General features: G+C 68.7%; 14 protein-coding genes. 3 read left to right on the forward strand and 11 right to left on the reverse strand.

Translation table 11 applies throughout. The annotated features are described in order from the left end of the window. Positions 1-46 precede the first annotated feature (46 nt). The 3 genes from clpB to ACS5NL_RS10415 are packed head-to-tail and all read right to left on the reverse strand — an operon-like array spanning position 47 to position 4,734. Entirely contained in the window at positions 47-2,656 is a 2,610-nt protein-coding gene (gene clpB / locus ACS5NL_RS10405) for an ATP-dependent chaperone ClpB (RefSeq protein WP_439353720.1), read from the reverse strand. 54 nt (positions 2,657-2,710) lie between these two features. Beyond that, a complete protein-coding gene (locus ACS5NL_RS10410; RefSeq protein WP_439353721.1) occupies positions 2,711-4,084 on the reverse strand; it encodes a sensor histidine kinase in 1,374 nt (457 codons plus the stop codon). After that, positions 4,081-4,734: a response regulator gene (locus tag ACS5NL_RS10415; RefSeq protein ID WP_439353722.1), complete on the reverse strand. Its 654-nt coding sequence runs from the start codon at positions 4,732-4,734 to the stop codon at positions 4,081-4,083. Before ACS5NL_RS10415 ends, ACS5NL_RS10410 begins: the two co-directional genes overlap by 4 nt. Positions 4,735-4,841: 107 nt before the next feature. Between ACS5NL_RS10415 and ACS5NL_RS10420 the strand changes: the two genes are divergently transcribed. Together ACS5NL_RS10420 and ACS5NL_RS10425 are read left to right on the forward strand one after the other, a co-directional pair. After that, positions 4,842-5,339 (forward strand): outer membrane beta-barrel protein, encoded by a 498-nt coding sequence (locus ACS5NL_RS10420; protein WP_439353723.1) that lies wholly within the window; start codon positions 4,842-4,844, stop codon positions 5,337-5,339. A gap of 11 nt (positions 5,340-5,350) precedes the next feature. Continuing rightward, positions 5,351-7,180, forward strand: a complete 1,830-nt coding sequence (locus tag ACS5NL_RS10425) for a serine hydrolase domain-containing protein (protein ID WP_439353724.1) — start codon at positions 5,351-5,353, stop codon at positions 7,178-7,180. Between the two features lie 19 nt (positions 7,181-7,199). Here ACS5NL_RS10425 and ACS5NL_RS10430 read toward each other — a convergent pair whose 3' ends face one another. The 8 genes from ACS5NL_RS10430 to ACS5NL_RS10465 all read right to left on the reverse strand — a co-directional run bounded on the left by ACS5NL_RS10430 (position 7,200) and on the right by ACS5NL_RS10465 (position 14,783). Then, complete coding sequence (locus ACS5NL_RS10430) at positions 7,200-7,943, reverse strand: GNAT family N-acetyltransferase (protein ID WP_439353725.1); 744 nt, start codon at positions 7,941-7,943, stop codon at positions 7,200-7,202. 19 nt (positions 7,944-7,962) lie between these two features. Beyond that, the gene (moaE, locus tag ACS5NL_RS10435; RefSeq protein WP_439353726.1) at positions 7,963-8,448 is read right to left on the reverse strand and encodes a molybdopterin synthase catalytic subunit MoaE; all 486 of its coding nucleotides are present in this window, start codon (positions 8,446-8,448) and stop codon (positions 7,963-7,965) included. A 2-nt stretch (positions 8,449-8,450) separates the two neighbouring features. After that, positions 8,451-8,702, reverse strand: a complete 252-nt coding sequence (moaD, locus tag ACS5NL_RS10440; protein ID WP_439353727.1) for a molybdopterin converting factor subunit 1 — start codon at positions 8,700-8,702, stop codon at positions 8,451-8,453. After that, positions 8,699-9,988 (reverse strand): molybdopterin molybdotransferase MoeA, encoded by a 1,290-nt coding sequence (locus ACS5NL_RS10445; protein WP_439353728.1) that lies wholly within the window; start codon positions 9,986-9,988, stop codon positions 8,699-8,701. Before ACS5NL_RS10445 ends, moaD begins: the two co-directional genes overlap by 4 nt. 27 nt (positions 9,989-10,015) lie before the next feature. Next, positions 10,016-10,549 (reverse strand): molybdopterin-guanine dinucleotide biosynthesis protein B, encoded by a 534-nt coding sequence (mobB, locus tag ACS5NL_RS10450; RefSeq protein ID WP_439353729.1) that lies wholly within the window; start codon positions 10,547-10,549, stop codon positions 10,016-10,018. A gap of 19 nt (positions 10,550-10,568) precedes the next feature. Beyond that, complete coding sequence (thrC, locus tag ACS5NL_RS10455; RefSeq protein WP_439353730.1) at positions 10,569-11,999, reverse strand: threonine synthase; 1,431 nt, start codon at positions 11,997-11,999, stop codon at positions 10,569-10,571. Between the two features lie 130 nt (positions 12,000-12,129). After that, positions 12,130-13,452, reverse strand: a complete 1,323-nt coding sequence (locus ACS5NL_RS10460) for a homoserine dehydrogenase (protein ID WP_439353731.1) — start codon at positions 13,450-13,452, stop codon at positions 12,130-12,132. A 104-nt stretch (positions 13,453-13,556) separates the two neighbouring features. Then, on the reverse strand, positions 13,557-14,783 hold the full coding sequence (locus ACS5NL_RS10465) for a pyridoxal phosphate-dependent aminotransferase (RefSeq protein ID WP_439353732.1): 1,227 nt from the start codon (positions 14,781-14,783) through the stop codon (positions 13,557-13,559). Between the two features lie 144 nt (positions 14,784-14,927). Between ACS5NL_RS10465 and ACS5NL_RS10470 the strand changes: the two genes are divergently transcribed. Continuing rightward, positions 14,928-15,308, forward strand: a complete 381-nt coding sequence (locus ACS5NL_RS10470; RefSeq protein WP_439353733.1) for an Mth938-like domain-containing protein — start codon at positions 14,928-14,930, stop codon at positions 15,306-15,308. Positions 15,309-15,491 lie beyond the last annotated feature (183 nt).

Below are 15,491 nucleotides of genomic sequence, written 5' to 3' on the forward strand. Positions count from 1 at the left end.
CCCCGCGCAGCGGTAGAGGGGGCGCCCCAGCGGGGCACCCCGTCCATCAGTCGTAGGCGACAGGTTCTGCGAACTCGAACACCCCCGGGTTGCGCACCGGGTCCACCCCCACCGGGATCACCGACTTGGGCGGGTACTTGCCTTCCAGCAGCAGCTTCGAGAGCGGGTTCTCGATGCGCTGCTGGATCGCGCGCTTGAGCGGGCGGGCGCCGAACACCGGGTCGAAGCCGACCTTGGCCAATTCCTCCAGCGCCGCCGGCGCCACCTCCAGCCGCAGGTCCATCTTCTGCAGGCGGGCCTGCAGTGCCTTGAGCTGGATCGCGGCGATCGAGGCGATGTGCTGCGCGTCCAGCGCGTGGAACACCACGGTCTCGTCGATGCGGTTGAGGAACTCGGGCCGGAAGTGGTCCTTGAGCTCGCCCCACACGGCGTCCTTCACCTCCTCGTAGGGCTGACCGACCATGGCCTGGATCAGGTGCGAGCCGATGTTGCTCGTCATCACGATCACCGTGTTCTTGAAGTCCACGGTGCGGCCCTGGCCGTCGGTCAGGCGGCCGTCGTCCAGCACCTGCAGCAGCACGTTGAACACGTCCGGGTGGGCCTTCTCCACCTCGTCGAGCAGCAGCACGCTGTAGGGCTTGCGGCGCACGGCCTCGGTCAGGTAGCCGCCCTCCTCGTAGCCCACGTAGCCGGGCGGCGCGCCGATCAGGCGGGCCACCGAGTGCTTCTCCATGAACTCGCTCATGTCGATGCGGATCAGGTGCTCTTCGCTGTCGAACAGGAAGCCGGCCAGCGCCTTGCACAGTTCGGTCTTGCCCACGCCGGTGGGGCCCAGGAACAGGAACGAACCGGTCGGGCGGTTCGGGTCCGACAGGCCCGAGCGGGAGCGGCGGATGGCGTTGGCCACGGCCGAGATCGCCTCGTCCTGGCCCACCACGCGCTGGTGCAGCTTGTCCTCCATGACCAGCAGCTTGTCGCGCTCGCCCTGCATCAGCTTGGCGACCGGGATGCCGGTGGCGCGCGCGACGACCTCGGCAATCTCTTCGGCGCCGACCTGGGTGCGCAGCAGCTGCGGGCCCTGGCCGCCCAGCGCCTTGCCGGCCTCCTTGGCCTGCGCTTCCTTCAGCCGCTTGTCCAGCTCCGGCAGCTTGCCGTACTGCAGCTCGGCCACCTTGGCCAGGTCGCCCTTGCGGGTCAGCGTCTCGATCTGCTGGCGCAGCTTGTCGATCTCTTCGCGCACCTGGGCGCTGCCCTGGGCCGTGGCCTTTTCGGCCTTCCAGATCTCGTCGAGGTCGGCGATCTCCTTCTGCAGCCGGGTGATCTCTTCCTCGATCAGCGCCAGACGCTTCTGAGAGGCCTCGTCGGTTTCCTTCTTGACGGCTTCGCGCTCGATCTGCAGCTGGATCAGCCGGCGGTCGAGCTTGTCCATCACCTCGGGCTTGGAGTCGAGTTCGATCTTGATCTTGGCCGCGGCCTCGTCGATCAGGTCGATCGCCTTGTCGGGCAGGAAACGGTCGGTGATGTAGCGGTGGCTGAGCTCGGCCGCGGCCACGATGGCCGGGTCGGTGATGTCCACGCCGTGGTGCACCTGGTAGCGTTCTTTCAGACCGCGCAGGATGGCAATCGTCGCCTCGACGGTCGGCTCGCCCACCAGGATCTTCTGGAAGCGGCGCTCCAGCGCGGCGTCCTTCTCGATGTACTTGCGGTACTCGTCCAGCGTGGTCGCGCCCACGCAGTGCAGCTCGCCGCGCGCCAGCGCCGGCTTGAGCATGTTGCCCGCGTCCATGGCGCCCTCGGCCTTGCCGGCACCGACCATGGTGTGGATTTCGTCGATGAAGACGATGGTCTGGCCCTCGTCCTTGGCCAGCTCGTTGAGCACGGCCTTCAGGCGTTCCTCGAACTCGCCGCGGAACTTGGCACCGGCCAGCAGCGCGGCCATGTCCAGGCTCAGCACGCGCTTGCCCTTGAGCGAATCGGGCACCTCGCCGGCCACGATGCGCTGCGCCAGGCCTTCGACGATCGCCGTCTTGCCCACGCCCGGTTCGCCGATCAGCACCGGGTTGTTCTTGGTGCGGCGCTGCAGCACCTGGATCGCGCGGCGGATCTCGTCGTCGCGGCCGATCACCGGGTCGAGCTTGCCCATGCGGGCGCGCTCGGTCAGGTCCAGGGTGTATTTCTTGAGCGCCTCGCGCTGACCTTCGGCCTCGGGGTTGTCCATCTTCTGGCCACCGCGCACGGCGCTGATGGCCGATTCCAGGCTCTTGCGGTTCAGGCCGTTTTCATTGGCGATGCGGCCGAGCTCGCCCTTGTGGTCGGTCAAGGCCAGCAGGAACAGCTCGCTGGCGATGAACTCGTCGCCGCGCTTGATGGCTTCCTTCTCGGTGGCCTGCAGCAACTTGGAAAGGTCGGGTCCGACCTGCACCTGCTCCTGGCCCTGCACCTCGGGCAGGCGCTTGACCGCGGCTTCGGCCGCCTTGGTCAGGCCGGCCACGTTGACGCCCGCGCGCTGCAGCAGCGACTTCGGTCCGTCGGTCTGGCGCAGCATGGCCAGCAGCACGTGGGCCGGGTCGATGTAGGCGTGGTCGGCGCCCAGCGCCAGCGTCTGTGCCTCTCCCAAGGCTTCCTGAAACTTTGTCGTGAGTTTGTCGAGTCGCATCGTGACCCTCCGGAATATTGAACTTCTCTGTAGTTGGAGCCGCCCGCGCCGGTTTCAAGCCGGCCCGCGGATTTCAAAGCCGATGCCCTGCCCGTCCAGCCCGTCCACGGTGTGCAGGCTGCCGCCCAGCTGCCGCGCCGCCTGCGCCACGATGGCCAGGCCCAGCCCGGTGCCGGAGGTGCGGGCGTCCCGGCCGCGCTGGAAGCGCTCCATCAGCCGGGGCCGCTCTTCGGGGGAGATGCCCGGGCCGTTGTCGGCCACCCGCAGCCGCCATTGTTCCCCGTCCCGGCCCAGCGTCACCGTGACGCGAGCGCCCCCGTGCACATAGGCCAGCGCGTTGTGCACCAGGTTTTCGAGCGCCGACAGCAGGACCTGGGCGTCCACCTCGGCCACCAGGTGTTCCGGCGCCTCCAACCCCAGGTCGATGCCCCGCGCCAGCGCCTGCGGTTCGGCCCGGGCCAGCGCGCCCTGCACCAGCTCGACCAGATCGGTGGCCTGCCGGCTGGGCGGCGGGCCGGATTCCAGCCGCGCCAGGGTCAGCAGCTGGTGCACCAGGTGCGAGGCGCGGCCGATGGCGTGCTCCAGCTCGACCCGGGCCTGGGCCCGCAGCGCCGGATCGGCTTCGGCGGCCAGTGCGTGGGCCTGCGCCGCCATCACCGCCAGCGGTGTGCGCAGTTCGTGCGCCGCGTCCTGCACGAAGCCGCGTTCGCTCTGGATGCCGGTGCGTGCCTGCCGCAGCAGCTCGTTGAAGGCGTGTTCGAGTGGCTGCAGCTCGGCGTAACGCAGGTCCAGCGTCAGCGGCGAGAAGTCCGCCGGCGCCCGCTCCGCCACCCGCTGCACCAGCGTGCGCAGCGGTCGCAGGCCGCGCCGCACCGCCAGCCACAGCGGCAGCAGCACCAGCGGAAACGCGATCAGCATCGACTTGACCAGATTGCGGGCGATCAGCCACACCGCCTCGGCGTCGGTCAGCGCCGGCTCCAGCAGTCGGATGCGCCAGCGCGGGGTCGTGTGGGTGACCATGCTGTGGAGCTTTCCCTGCACGGTCCACACGCCTGGATCGGCCCCCGGCTCCGGCTGGGGTTCCGCCGCCAGTCCCGCCGAGGCGTAGACCCGTGTGCCGTCCGGGCGGGCCAACTCCAGCAGCATCGGTCCAAGCGGCAGCGGCAGGGATTCGGCACGCAGCAGGTTGTACTGGGTCTCGGTCGCCTGCATCACCTGCGCCGCCCGGACCGCGTCGCCGAAGTCCAGCGATGCCGCCAGCGCGTGCACCGCCCGCTGCAAGCCCTCCTGGCTGCGGACGGCGCGCCGGAACTCCGCGTAGTCGACCACCACCAGCGTGACCCACACCAGCGCAAACGCCGCCAGCAGGGCCACCACCACCCGCCGGACCAGCGAGGGCGCGAACAGCGCGGACCGCAGCACCTTCATGGCACGAGCTGGTAGCCGACGCCACGCACCGTGCGCACCCGCCCGGCACCGATCTTGCGCCGCAGGTTGGACAGGTGCACCTCGATGGTCGCCGCGTCCAGCGGTTCGCCCAGCGGCTCCATGCGCCGCCCCAGGTCGCGCTTGGACACCACCACGGCCGGGTCGCGCGCCAGCTCCATCAGCAGCCGGAACTCGCGCAGCGACAGCTCCAGCGGCTCGCCGTTGCGCCAGGCCAGGTGCGCCCGCGGCTCCAGCTTCAGGTCGGCCACCTGCCACACCGGGCTGGCCTGGCGCGCACTGCGCCGGGTCACCGCGCCGATGCGCGCCATCAGCTCCGACATCGCAAACGGCTTGACGATGAAGTCGTCGGCACCACTGTCAAAGCCGCTGAGCCGGTCGTCCAGCGAGGAACGCGCCGTGATCACGATCACCGGCACCTGCAGCCCTGTGCGGCGCCAGTGCTGCAGCAGCTGCAGGCCCAGGCCGTCGGGCAGCGACAGGTCCAGCAGCACGCAATCCACCCCGTCGGCCTGCGGGTCTGGCGCGTCCGCGAGACGCCGCACCCAGAGCCCGGTCAGGCCTTCGGCCTTGAGCGCCGCCAGCAAGGCGCGCCCCAGATCGACGTCGTCTTCCACGATCAGGATGTGCATGGGCGAAGTCTATGGCCACACCACGCGCCTTCGGCCACCGCGCTTTGGGAAAGCCCAAGCTTGGCGCTCCGACACTGGCGCCCTGTTCAACCACGAAAGGGCTTCCCATGAAACACCTGACCCCGCTCGCCGCTGCCGCCATGGCCGCCATGACCTTCAACACCGCCCACGCCGGCGGCCTCTACGGAGAGATCGGCTACTCGGACCTCGACCTGAAGGTGGCCGGCAGCCGCACTTCCAGCGAACGCATGGTGCGCAACGTCATCGGCTACGAGCTGCACCCGCAGCTGGCGGTCGAAGGCATGATCGGCCAGGGCACCGGCGGTGGCGCACCCAAGGTCAACCAGATGATGGGCGTCTTCGTCAAACCCAAGATCCTCGGCCTGGGCAACGACTTCGAGATCACCGGCCGCCTCGGTTATGCGCGCACCAAGGTGACCAAGGCCGATGGCAGCACCGACCGTGCCGGTTCCTTCGCCTACGGCATCGGCGCCAGCTACCGCGTCCACCCGAACGTCACGCTGACGCTGGACGAGATGCGCTACCGCAAGAAAGACGGCGTCACCGTCCAGGGCCTGACGGCCGGCGTGGGCATCAGCTTCTGAGGAGGTCGGCCATGCACCGCGTCCCTGCCCACACTCCCCCCGCTTGGCGAAGGGCCCCGCCCGCACTGCTGCTTGGCGCGGCGCTGCTGGCCGGCTGCAGCAGCCCGATGCCGCCGCGCCCGAGCGCGGTCGCGCCGGGCGATGAACGGGCGGTCTGGCAGCACCTCGAAACGATGATCGCCGCCGGCATGCGGGCCGACAAGGTCACCGGCCTGAGCATCGCCATCGTCGACGACCAGCGGGTGCTGTGGTCCAAGGGCTTCGGCTGGGCCGATGCCGGGAACCAGCTGGCCGCCACCGACCAGACGGTGTACCGCATGGGGTCCATCTCCAAGCTGTTCACCACCGTGGCCGCGCTGCAGCTGGCGCAGGAAGGGCGGCTCGCGCTGGACGCCCCGATCCAGTCCGCCCTGCCCGGGTTTCGCGTGACCCCGCCGCCGGGCCAGCCCGCCATCACCCCGCGCGCGCTGATGATCCACCACGCGGGGCTGACGCGCGACATCGGCCAGGGCATGTGGGGCCGCCAGGTGGGCCCGTTCCGCGACATGGTGATGTCGCTGCAACCCGACGACCAGAGCTATCCGGCCGGCCTGCTGTTTTCCTATTCGAACGTGGGCATGACCGTGCTCGGCGCCGCGGTGGAGCAGGTCGCGCAGGAACCGTTCGACCGCCTCCTGCAGCGCCGGGTGCTGAAGCCGCTGGGCATGGACACCGCCAGCTTCACGACCGCCCTGCCCCCGGCCGCGGCCAGACCCTACAAGAGAGGTCAGCCCGCCGATGAACCGTCGTTGCGCGACATGCCAGCCGGCGGCCTGAACGCCAGCGTGCAGGACATGGGCCGCTTCATGATGATGGTGTTCGCCGACGGCAAGACGCGCGACGGCCAGACGCTGCTGACCCCGGCCGCGCTCGCCGAGATGCTGCGGGTGCAGAACGCGGGCCACCCGCTGGACTTCGATATGCACGTCGGCCTGGGCTGGATGCTCAACGCGATCGGCCCGGACACCCTGCGCAACGCCGGCCTGGTGGCCCACCACGGCGGCGCCACACCGCACTACAGCAGCCAGATGTATCTGGTGCCGGAACACCGGCTGGGCGTGATCGTCGCGTCCAACTCGGCCAACACCAGCGGGCTGGTGGACGCCGTGGCCAAGCGCGCCCTGGACCTGGTGCTGGAAGCGAAGAAAGGCATCCGCCAGCCGCCACCCGCGCCGGGTTTCGAACCGCTGCCCACCGGCTGGACCGAGGCGCAGATGCGGACCTGGGAAGGCCACTACACGACCATCGCCGGCCACGCCCGGGTGGAACGCAGCGGCAACCGCCTGCTCGCCCACACCGGCAACCAGGTGCTGAGCCTGCTGCCCGGCGCCGACGGCGGCGCGGGCCTGCGCTACGAGCTGCTGGGCCTGCTGCCCCTGTCCCTCGGTGCACTGGAGCAGGTCACCCTGTACCGGCGGCAGGTGCAGGGGCGCGAGCTGCTGGTGGCCCGGTCGGGCGGACAGGAGCTGCTGCTGGGAGAGCGCATCACGCCGCAGGACCAGACCCTGGCCGCGGACTGGCTCGGCAGCTACTGGCCGGTCGCGCAGACGCAGGGAGGCACTGCCGAGCCGGTGGAAAGCATCACGCTGCACCTGGACCACCAGGCGCTGATCGCGCGGGTGCACATGGCCGAGAGCGAAGGCGGGGAAGAAGAGTTTCTGCCGGTGCGGATCGTGTCCGACCGCGAGGCCCGGGTGCTGCGTGGCCTCGCCGACCATGGTGACGTGGTGCGCCTGCGCAGGACCGATGGACAGCCCGGCTTCGAAACCTCCGGCCTGCGGTTCGTGCGCTCCCGCCCCTGAGGCGGGGCGGTGCGCCGCTTCAGCGCCAGTAGGCGTAGGACCAGGCCGTCGCCATGCCGGCGCGGCGGTACAGCGCCAGCGCCGGCGCATTGCTGCCGTCGACCTGCAGGAAGGCCCGGTGGATGCCGCGGCGCTGCGCTTCCAGCGCCATGGCCCGGATCATCCGGCCAGCCAGGCCACGGCCCCGCTGGCTGGCCGCCGTGCGCAGGCCGTGCATGCTCAGCCAGCCCTGCGCATAACAGGCGGCGCCGCAGGCCAGGGTCTGGCCATCTTCGCCCAGGCTGGCGAACAGCGTGCCCTCGGCGCGCGAGAGCGCCTTCGAGCGGCTCGCGCCGTCGACCGGGTCCAGACCTTCGCCGAGGAACATCGCCATCCAGGCGGCGTCGGGACGGGCGTCGAGCGAGACGCCGTCAACATCGCCAGCGAGCGCGAGCAGACCGTCGAGCGCGCCGGTCTGTGTCAGCGTCGGCTGCTCGCGCCGGAAGCCCCGCGCGGACAGCGCCGACCACCAGGCCTCGAAGGCCGGCACATCTGGCAGGCGGAACACGGGCCGCAGCCCGGCGTCGCGGTAGCGTTGCGCGATGGTGTCGATCAGCGCCGGATCGTGCACGCCGTGGTGCAGCGGCACGGCGCTGTGGGCACGGCCGACGGTGCCGGTGTCCAGCGGCAGCAGCCAGCCGTCGATGGCGTCCACCCGCTCGGGAGCGACCGCCGTCAGCGTGGCGCGTTCGATGGCTTCGATGTCGATGGCGCTCAGGACCATGGTTCGGCCGGAAAGGCGGTCAGGCGTTGCTGGACGCGATGCCCCATTTGGCCAGCGCGGCGTCGTCGCTGACCCGCGCGTCGACCCAGCGCGCGCCCTCGGGCGTCTGTTCCTTCTTCCAGAACGGCGCCTGGGTCTTGAGGTAGTCCATCAGGAACTCGCAGGCCTGGAAGCTCTCGCCCCGGTGCGCCGAGGTCACGGCCACCAGCACGATCTGGTCCAGCGGCTGCAGCAGGCCGACGCGGTGGATCACGCGCGCGCCGAAGATGTCGAAGCGCCGGTGCGCCTCGTCGATCATCTGCTCGATGGCCTTCTCGGTCATGCCCGGGTAGTGCTCCAGCTCCATCGTCGACACCGACTGGCCATCGTTGCGGTCGCGCACGGTGCCGACAAAGGTGCAGACCGCGCCCACGCCCTTCTCATCCGCACGCAGGCGGGCGACCTCGGCCGACAGGTCGAAGTCTGCGGTCTGGATGCTGACCCTCGGTGCGGTTCCGGCACTCATGCTCAACCTCCGGTCACGGGTGGGAAAAAGGCCACCTCGGCGCCGTCGCTCAGCGCAGCGGACTCCTCGGTCATGGTCTGGTTCAGCGAGACGCGCACCGCACGGCCGCGCGCCAGCGCTTCGGCGTGCGCGCCGCCGCGCGCGATCAGTTCGTCGCGCAGCGCGGCCAGCGTGGCCGCCGCGGTGTCAAGGGTTTCACTGCCGGAGCCGATGGCTTCGCGGATGGAGGCGAAATAACGCAGCTGGATCTTCATGCGAGCAGGTCCGAAAGGGCGATGTAGTTCACGAGGTCGCCGCGGGCGATGGTGCTGCCGGCGGGGTTGTCCACCAGGCCGTCGCCCCAGACGGTGGAGGTCAGCACGCCCGAGCTCTGGTTGGGGAACAGGTCCAGGCCACCGTCGGCATTGCGGCGCACGCGCAGGAATTCGCGGCGCTTGTCGGCGCGCGGCAGATCGAAGTCGGCGCGCAGCTTCATGGCACGGAACGGCGGCTGGTACACGGATTCGGCCGCGCCCTGCAGCTTGAGCAGGAACGGACGCACCAGCAGCAGGAAGGTCACGTAGCTGGACACCGGGTTGCCCGGCAGGCCGATGAAATGGCAATGCCCGGCCGCGTCGGCGCCGGCACCTGCGTCGCGCCGCACCGTGCCGTAGGCGAAGGGCTTGCCCGGCTTCATGGCGATCTGCCACAGGTCCAGGCTGCCCAGTTGCTGCACGGCGGGCTTGATGTGGTCTTCTTCGCCCACCGACACACCGCCGCTGGTCAGGATCAGGTCGTGGTGGTCGGCCGCGGTCTTGAGCGCGGCCAGCGTGGCCTCGCGGTGGTCGGGCACGATGCCCAGGTCGCTGACCTCGCAGCCCATGCGCTCCAGCAGCACGCGCAGGAAAAAGCGGTTGCTGTTGTAGATCGCACCGGGCTTCATCTGTTCGGGCGGCACCTCGCCGGGCATGACCAGTTCGTCGCCGGTGGAAAACAGCGCCACGCGCGGCCTGACCGTCACGCGCAGATGCGCCGCGCCGATGCCCGCGGCCAGGCCCAGGCTCGCGGCCGACAGACGCGTGCCACGCGGCAGCACCACGGCACCACGGGTCACGTCTTCGCCGGCGCGGCGAATCCACTGACCCGCAGCGGGCACGGCGTCGATGTGCACCGCGTGGAAGTCGCCGCCGACTTCGCGCGTGTCTTCCTGCATCACGATCGCATCGGCCCCGGGCGGCACGGTCGCGCCCGTGAAGATGCGGGCGCAGGTGCCGGGTTCGAGCGGCTGTGCGGGATGACCGGCCGGGATGCGCTGGCTCACCGGCAGCACCACGCCTTTTTCACCGACGTCGGCCACGCGCACGGCGTAGCCGTCCATCGACGAGTTGTCCTGCGGCGGCACGTGCAGGGCCGAGACCAGATCGTCGGCCAGCACGCGGCCATCGGCCTGCACCGTGGCCAGGCTTTCGGTGGCGGCGAGCGGAACCACACGGCCCAGCAGGTCGGCAAGCGCATCGTCGAGCGCCATCAGGGGTTTGCGGGCGGGTTGCGGAGCGTTCATGTTCGGGGTCCGGCCGCGCGGAGCGGCTCAGCGATGGGCTTCGGGAACGTGGTCGAATCGGTCGCCATTGTCGACCAGCCAGGCCGCCACCGTGTCGGCATCGTTCAGATCCAGCACGGGACGCAGGGTGGCCTCGGGCAACTGGTCTGGCGCGTCGGTGGCGATGGCCACGATGAAAGGGTCGTCGGGGTAGCGGGCGGGCCGGGCCGCTCCCGGCCGCCAGACCTCGATCTTCAGCAGGTCGCTGTCGCGGTAGCCTTCCACCAGCACCCAGTCCACACCCGGATGCAAGGCGGGCAGCACTTCGTGAACGGAGCGCTCGCCGGCCTGCTCGAAGCTGCGCTGCAGCACCAGGCGTTCGGGCGACACCGCCAGCACTTCATAGGCGCCAGCCTCGCGGTGGCGCCAGGTGTCTTTGCCCGGCTGGTCGGATTCGAAGCCGTGGTGCGCGTGCTTGATGACCGAGACCCGCAGCCCGCGGCACCGCAGCGCCGGAATCACCTGCTCGATCAGGGTGGTCTTGCCCGCCCCGGAAAACCCGGCAAAACCGACGACCTTCATGGGCAAGCTCGGCCCGGGTTCAGACCGGGCAATGGTCGGTGACGTAGCGCTTGACCGCGACCACATCCGCCTGCATCACCTGCACGCGCTTGGGCAGGGCTTCGATGCCGTCGAACTTGGCCGGCCGCGCCGGGTCGCGACCCAGGGCTTCGCGGATGGTCTCGGCGAACTTGATCGGCAGCGCGGTTTCCAGCACCACCACGTTCTCGCCGGCCTGGCGCAGCTCGCGCGCCACCTTCACGCCGTCGGCGGTGTGGGTGTCGATCATCACGCCGAAGCCATCGAACGTGGCCTTGATCGTCGCCAGCCGGTTGGCGTGCGTGCTCTTGCCGCTGGCAAAACCGTACTGCGTGGCGGCCTTCGCGAACAACGGGTCGGCGCCAAGCTCGAAGCGGCCGTGCAGGCGCAACTCGTCGTCGAACAGGCGCTTCGTGCGCGCGCCGTCGCGGCCCAGCAGGTCGAACACGAAACGCTCGAAGTTGCTCGCCTTGGAAATGTCCATCGAGGGGCTGGAGGTTTCGTAGGTGTCGGCGCTGCCGCGCACGCGGTAGGTGCCGGTGCGGAAGAACTCGTCGAGCACGTCGTTCTCGTTGGTCGCGACGATCAGGCGGCCGATGGGCAGGCCCATCTGGCGCGCCACGTGGCCCGCACACACGTTGCCGAAGTTGCCCGAGGGCACGGCGAAGCTGACTTTTTCGTCATTGGACTTCGTCGCATAGAAATAGCCGGCGAAGTAGTAGACGACCTGGGCCAGCAGACGCGCCCAGTTGATCGAGTTGACGGTGCCGATCTTGTACTTGCGCTTGAAGTCCAGGTCGTTGGACACCGCCTTGACGATGTCCTGGCAGTCGTCGAACACGCCTTCGACGGCGATGTTGTGGATGTTCGGATCCATCAGGCTGAACATCTGCGCCTGCTGGAAGGCGCTCATGCGGCCGTGCGGGCTGAGCATGAACACGCGCACGCCCTGCTTGCCACGCATCGCGTACTCGGCCGCGCTGCCGGTGTCGCCCGAAGTCGCACCCAGGATGTTGAGCTGCTCGCCGCGGCGCGCCAGTTCGTACTCGAACAGGTTGCCCAGCAGCTGCATGGCCATGTCCTTGAAGGCCAGCGTGGGGCCGTTGGACAGGGCTTCGAGCTGCAGACCGTCTTCCAGCTTCGTCAGCGGCACGATCTCCTGCGTGCCAAAAACGTCGGCGGTGTAGGTCTTGGCGCACAGCGCCTTCAGGTCGGCCGCGGGGATGTCGTTGATGTACAGCGACAGCACCTCGAAGGCCAGCGCGGCATAGCCCTGGTCCTTGAGCACCGCACGCCAGCGCGTCAGCGTCGCGCCGTCGACCTGCGGATAGGACTCGGGCAGGTACAGGCCGCCGTCCGGCGCCAGGCCTTCGAGCAGGATTTCGCAGAAGCGCTTGCGGTCCGGATGGCCGCGGGTGGAGAGGTATTGCATGTCAGTTCTTCAACAGTCCCCCACCGAGGCACGAGGCAGCCAATGGCTTTGGCCAGAATGCCGTGGAACCGGCTTCGCCGGGCCACAGGCATTGCCCCCTGGGGGGTGGCGCCGCAGGCGACGCGGGGGGTTAATTCAACTCTTCTTTGCGGATGCGGGTGATGGGCGCCAGCACGCTCGGCAGCCCTTGCATCTGCGCGATCACTTCGTTCATCGTGCCTTCGCGCGTGTCGTGCGTCAGGATGATCAGGTCGGTCGAGGTCGAACCCTCGCCGCCCACTTCATCGGCTTCGCGCTGCAGCACGGCGTCGATGCTGATGCCCGCGTTCGCCAGGATGCCGGTCACCTTGGCCAGCACACCGGCCTGGTCGGCCACGCGCAGGCGCAGGTAGTAACTGGTCACCACCTCGCTCATGGGCAGCACGGCCACGTCGCTCATCGCGTCGGGCTGGAAAGCCAGGTGCGGCACGCGGTTGAGCGGGTCGGCGGTGTGCAGGCGGGTGATGTCGACCAGATCGGCGATCACGGCCGAGGCAGTGGGCTCGCTGCCGGCGCCCTTGCCGTAGTACAGCGTGGTGCCCACGGCGTCGCCATGCACGACCACCGCGTTCATCGCGCCTTCCACGTTGGCGATCAGGCGCTTGGCCGGCACCAGGCTGGGGTGCACCCGCAGTTCCACGCCCTTGTCGGTGCGCTTGGTGATGCCCAGCAGCTTGATGCGGTAGCCGAGTTGCTCGGCGTAACGGATGTCGGCCGCGCCCAGCTTGGTGATGCCTTCCACATAGGCCTTGTCGAACTGCACCGGGATGCCGAAGGCGATCGCGCTCATCAGCGTCGCCTTGTGCGCCGCGTCCACGCCCTCGATGTCGAAGGTCGGGTCGGCTTCGGCGTAGCCCAGACGCTGGGCTTCTTTGAGCACCACGTCGAAGTCCAGGCCCTTGTCGCGCATCTCGGACAGGATGAAGTTGGTCGTGCCGTTGATGATGCCGGCGATCCACTGGATGCGGTTGGCCGTCAGGCCTTCGCGCAGCGCCTTGATGATGGGAATGCCACCAGCCACGGCCGCTTCAAAAGCGACCATCACACCCTTGGCGGACGCCGCGGCAAAGATTTCGGTGCCGTGCACGGCCAGCAGCGCCTTGTTGGCGGTGACCACGTGCTTGCCGGCGGCAATCGCTTCGAGCACCAGGGCCTTGGCGATGCCGTAGCCGCCGATCAGCTCGATCACGATGTCGATCTCGGGGTTGGCGATCACGGCGCGCGCGTCGTTCACCACCTTCACATCCGGGCCGACGACAGACTGGGCGCGCGCCACGTCCAGATCGGCCACCATGGTGATCTCGATGCCGCGACCGGCGCGGCGCTGGATTTCTTCCTGGTTGCGCTGGAGCACGTTGAACGTGCCGCTGCCCACGGTGCCAATGCCCAGCAGGCCTACTTGGATCGGTTTCATGCTTGTCTCAGTTCAGAAAAAAACGCGGGTGCTCTGCACCCCTCACATGGTGCGGGGGATGCGGCCGATGATTGATGAAAGGCCGCCCCCGCATTGATGCCGCTTCAGGTGCCGTGGCGCTGGCGCCAGCCCTCCAGGAACCGCGCCAGGCGGTTGATCGCCTCGCGCAGGTCGTCTTCGTGCGGCAGGAACACGATGCGGAAATGCTGGTTGTCCGGGTAGTTGAAGCCCGAACCCTGCACCAGCATCACGCGGGTGGCCCGCAGCACTTCCATGAAGAACTGCCTGTCGTCCTCGATCGGATAGACCTTGGGATCGAGGCGCGGGAACATGTACAGCGCCGCCTCGGGCTTGACGCAGGTGACGCCGGGAATGGCCGTGATCAGCTCGTAGGCCAGGTCGCGCTGGCGGCGCAGGCGGCCGCCTTCCTTGACCAGGTCGTTGATACTCTGGTAACCACCCAGCGCGGTCTGGATCGCCCACTGGCCCGGCACGTTGGAGCCCAGCTTGAGGTTGGCCAGCATGTTCAGGCCTTCGATGAAGTCCTTGGCGATTTCCTTCGGACCCGACAGCACCATCCAGCCGGCGCGGTAGCCGCACGAGCGATAGGCCTTGGACAGCGAGTTGAAGGTCAGGGTCAGCACGTCGGTCGACAGGCTGGCCATCGCGGTGTGCGTCACCCCCTCGTACAGCACCTTGTCGTACACCTCGTCGGCCAGCAGCACCAGGCCGAATTCGCGGGCCAGCGCCACGATGCCCTTGAGCAGTTCGTCGCTGTAAAGCACGCCGGTCGGGTTGTTCGGGTTGATGACCACGATGCCCTTGGTGCGCGGCGTGATCTTGGCGCGCATGTCGGCCAGGTCCGGCTGCCAGCCGTTGTTCTCGTCGCAGCGGTAGTGCACCGGCGTACCGCCCGAGAGGCTGGTCGCCGCCGTCCACAGCGGGTAGTCGGGCGAAGGCACCAGCAGTTCGTCGCCGTTGTCCAGCAGCGCATTGGCCGCCATCACGATCAGCTCGCTGGCACCGTTGCCCAGGTAGATGTCTTCCAGCGTCACGCCGGCCACCCCTTGTTGCTGGGTGTAGTGCATGACCGCCTTGCGTGCGGCGAAGATGCCTTTGCTGTCCGAATAACCCGCCGAGTTCGGCAGGTTGCGGATCATGTCCTGCTGGATTTCTTCCGGGGCGTCAAAGCCGAACGGCGCCAGGTTGCCGATGTTCAGCTTGATGATCTTCTGGCCTTCGTCCTCCATCTGCTTGGCCGCTTCGACGATCGGGCCTCGCACGTCGTACAGCACATTGGCAAGCTTGGCGGATTTCTGGATGGTTTTCAAAGTCCCTCCGGACGGGTCAGGCAGGCAGGCGGCGCCTTGGCGCCAACAACGGGTGCGCTATATTGCGCAGCCCCTCTGGGGAAACCCTCAATTTGAACACAGTTCGCCGCGGCGACTCCGCGACAGGACGCGACCCGAGCACCCATGAAGCTGCATGCCGACAAACCCGACCAGGTGTCCGTCACCGCCTACGGAGATGGCTGGATCGCCGTCAACGGGGAGCGCCACGCGACCAGCCTCGTGATTGGTTCGGGCGGCACCGTGCGCCCCTGGGGTGTCGCACGGCTGGAGGCCCTGACCGCGGAGCATTTTGCCGCGCTGATTGAAGACGGCATGCCGGCACCCGAGCTGGTGATTTTCGGCAGCGGAACACGGCTGCGCTTCGTGCCCCCCGCCCTGCTCCGGTCCCTGATCGAACGCCGGATCGGCGTGGAAACCATGGACACCGGGGCTGCCTGCAGGACCTTCAACATCCTGGCCGGTGAAGGGCGCCGGGTCCTGGCGGCCCTGCTGATCGAGAACTGACGCCTTTGCGGGCATCCCGATGACGCCCACCGGACGCTTCTTTCCCCTCGGAGACCGAAGAAGCGCGCCGTTCAGGGTAAAATAGCCGATTGTTTTCCTCCGGCCGCCGCAGAGTGGTCGTTGCCCAGGGAGGGCGACGGGAAGACCAACGCATCACCACCAACCTACGTCAGGGGTCCACGC

The organism is Hydrogenophaga sedimenti (assembly GCF_051857515.1).
Lineage (GTDB): Bacteria > Pseudomonadota > Gammaproteobacteria > Burkholderiales > Burkholderiaceae_C > Hydrogenophaga.

What these genes read in the sequence shown, in the direction of transcription:
- ACS5NL_RS10410 (WP_439353721.1), bottom strand. Translation starts at nt 4,084, where the DNA reads ATGAAGGTGCTGCGGTCCGCGCTGTTCGCGCCCTCGCTGGTCCGGCGG.
- thrC (WP_439353730.1), bottom strand. Translation starts at nt 11,999, where the DNA reads ATGCAATACCTCTCCACCCGCGGCCATCCGGACCGCAAGCGCTTCTGC.
- ACS5NL_RS10445 (WP_439353728.1), bottom strand. Translation starts at nt 9,988, where the DNA reads ATGAACGCTCCGCAACCCGCCCGCAAACCCCTGATGGCGCTCGACGAT.
- clpB (WP_439353720.1), bottom strand. Translation starts at nt 2,656, where the DNA reads ATGCGACTCGACAAACTCACGACAAAGTTTCAGGAAGCCTTGGGAGAG.
- moaE (WP_439353726.1), bottom strand. Translation starts at nt 8,448, where the DNA reads ATGAGTGCCGGAACCGCACCGAGGGTCAGCATCCAGACCGCAGACTTC.
- ACS5NL_RS10470 (WP_439353733.1), top strand. Translation starts at nt 14,928, where the DNA reads ATGAAGCTGCATGCCGACAAACCCGACCAGGTGTCCGTCACCGCCTAC.
- mobB (WP_439353729.1), bottom strand. Translation starts at nt 10,549, where the DNA reads ATGAAGGTCGTCGGTTTTGCCGGGTTTTCCGGGGCGGGCAAGACCACC.
- ACS5NL_RS10420 (WP_439353723.1), top strand. Translation starts at nt 4,842, where the DNA reads ATGAAACACCTGACCCCGCTCGCCGCTGCCGCCATGGCCGCCATGACC.
- moaD (WP_439353727.1), bottom strand. Translation starts at nt 8,702, where the DNA reads ATGAAGATCCAGCTGCGTTATTTCGCCTCCATCCGCGAAGCCATCGGC.
- ACS5NL_RS10425 (WP_439353724.1), top strand. Translation starts at nt 5,351, where the DNA reads ATGCACCGCGTCCCTGCCCACACTCCCCCCGCTTGGCGAAGGGCCCCG.
- ACS5NL_RS10460 (WP_439353731.1), bottom strand. Translation starts at nt 13,452, where the DNA reads ATGAAACCGATCCAAGTAGGCCTGCTGGGCATTGGCACCGTGGGCAGC.
- ACS5NL_RS10415 (WP_439353722.1), bottom strand. Translation starts at nt 4,734, where the DNA reads ATGCACATCCTGATCGTGGAAGACGACGTCGATCTGGGGCGCGCCTTG.
- ACS5NL_RS10430 (WP_439353725.1), bottom strand. Translation starts at nt 7,943, where the DNA reads ATGGTCCTGAGCGCCATCGACATCGAAGCCATCGAACGCGCCACGCTG.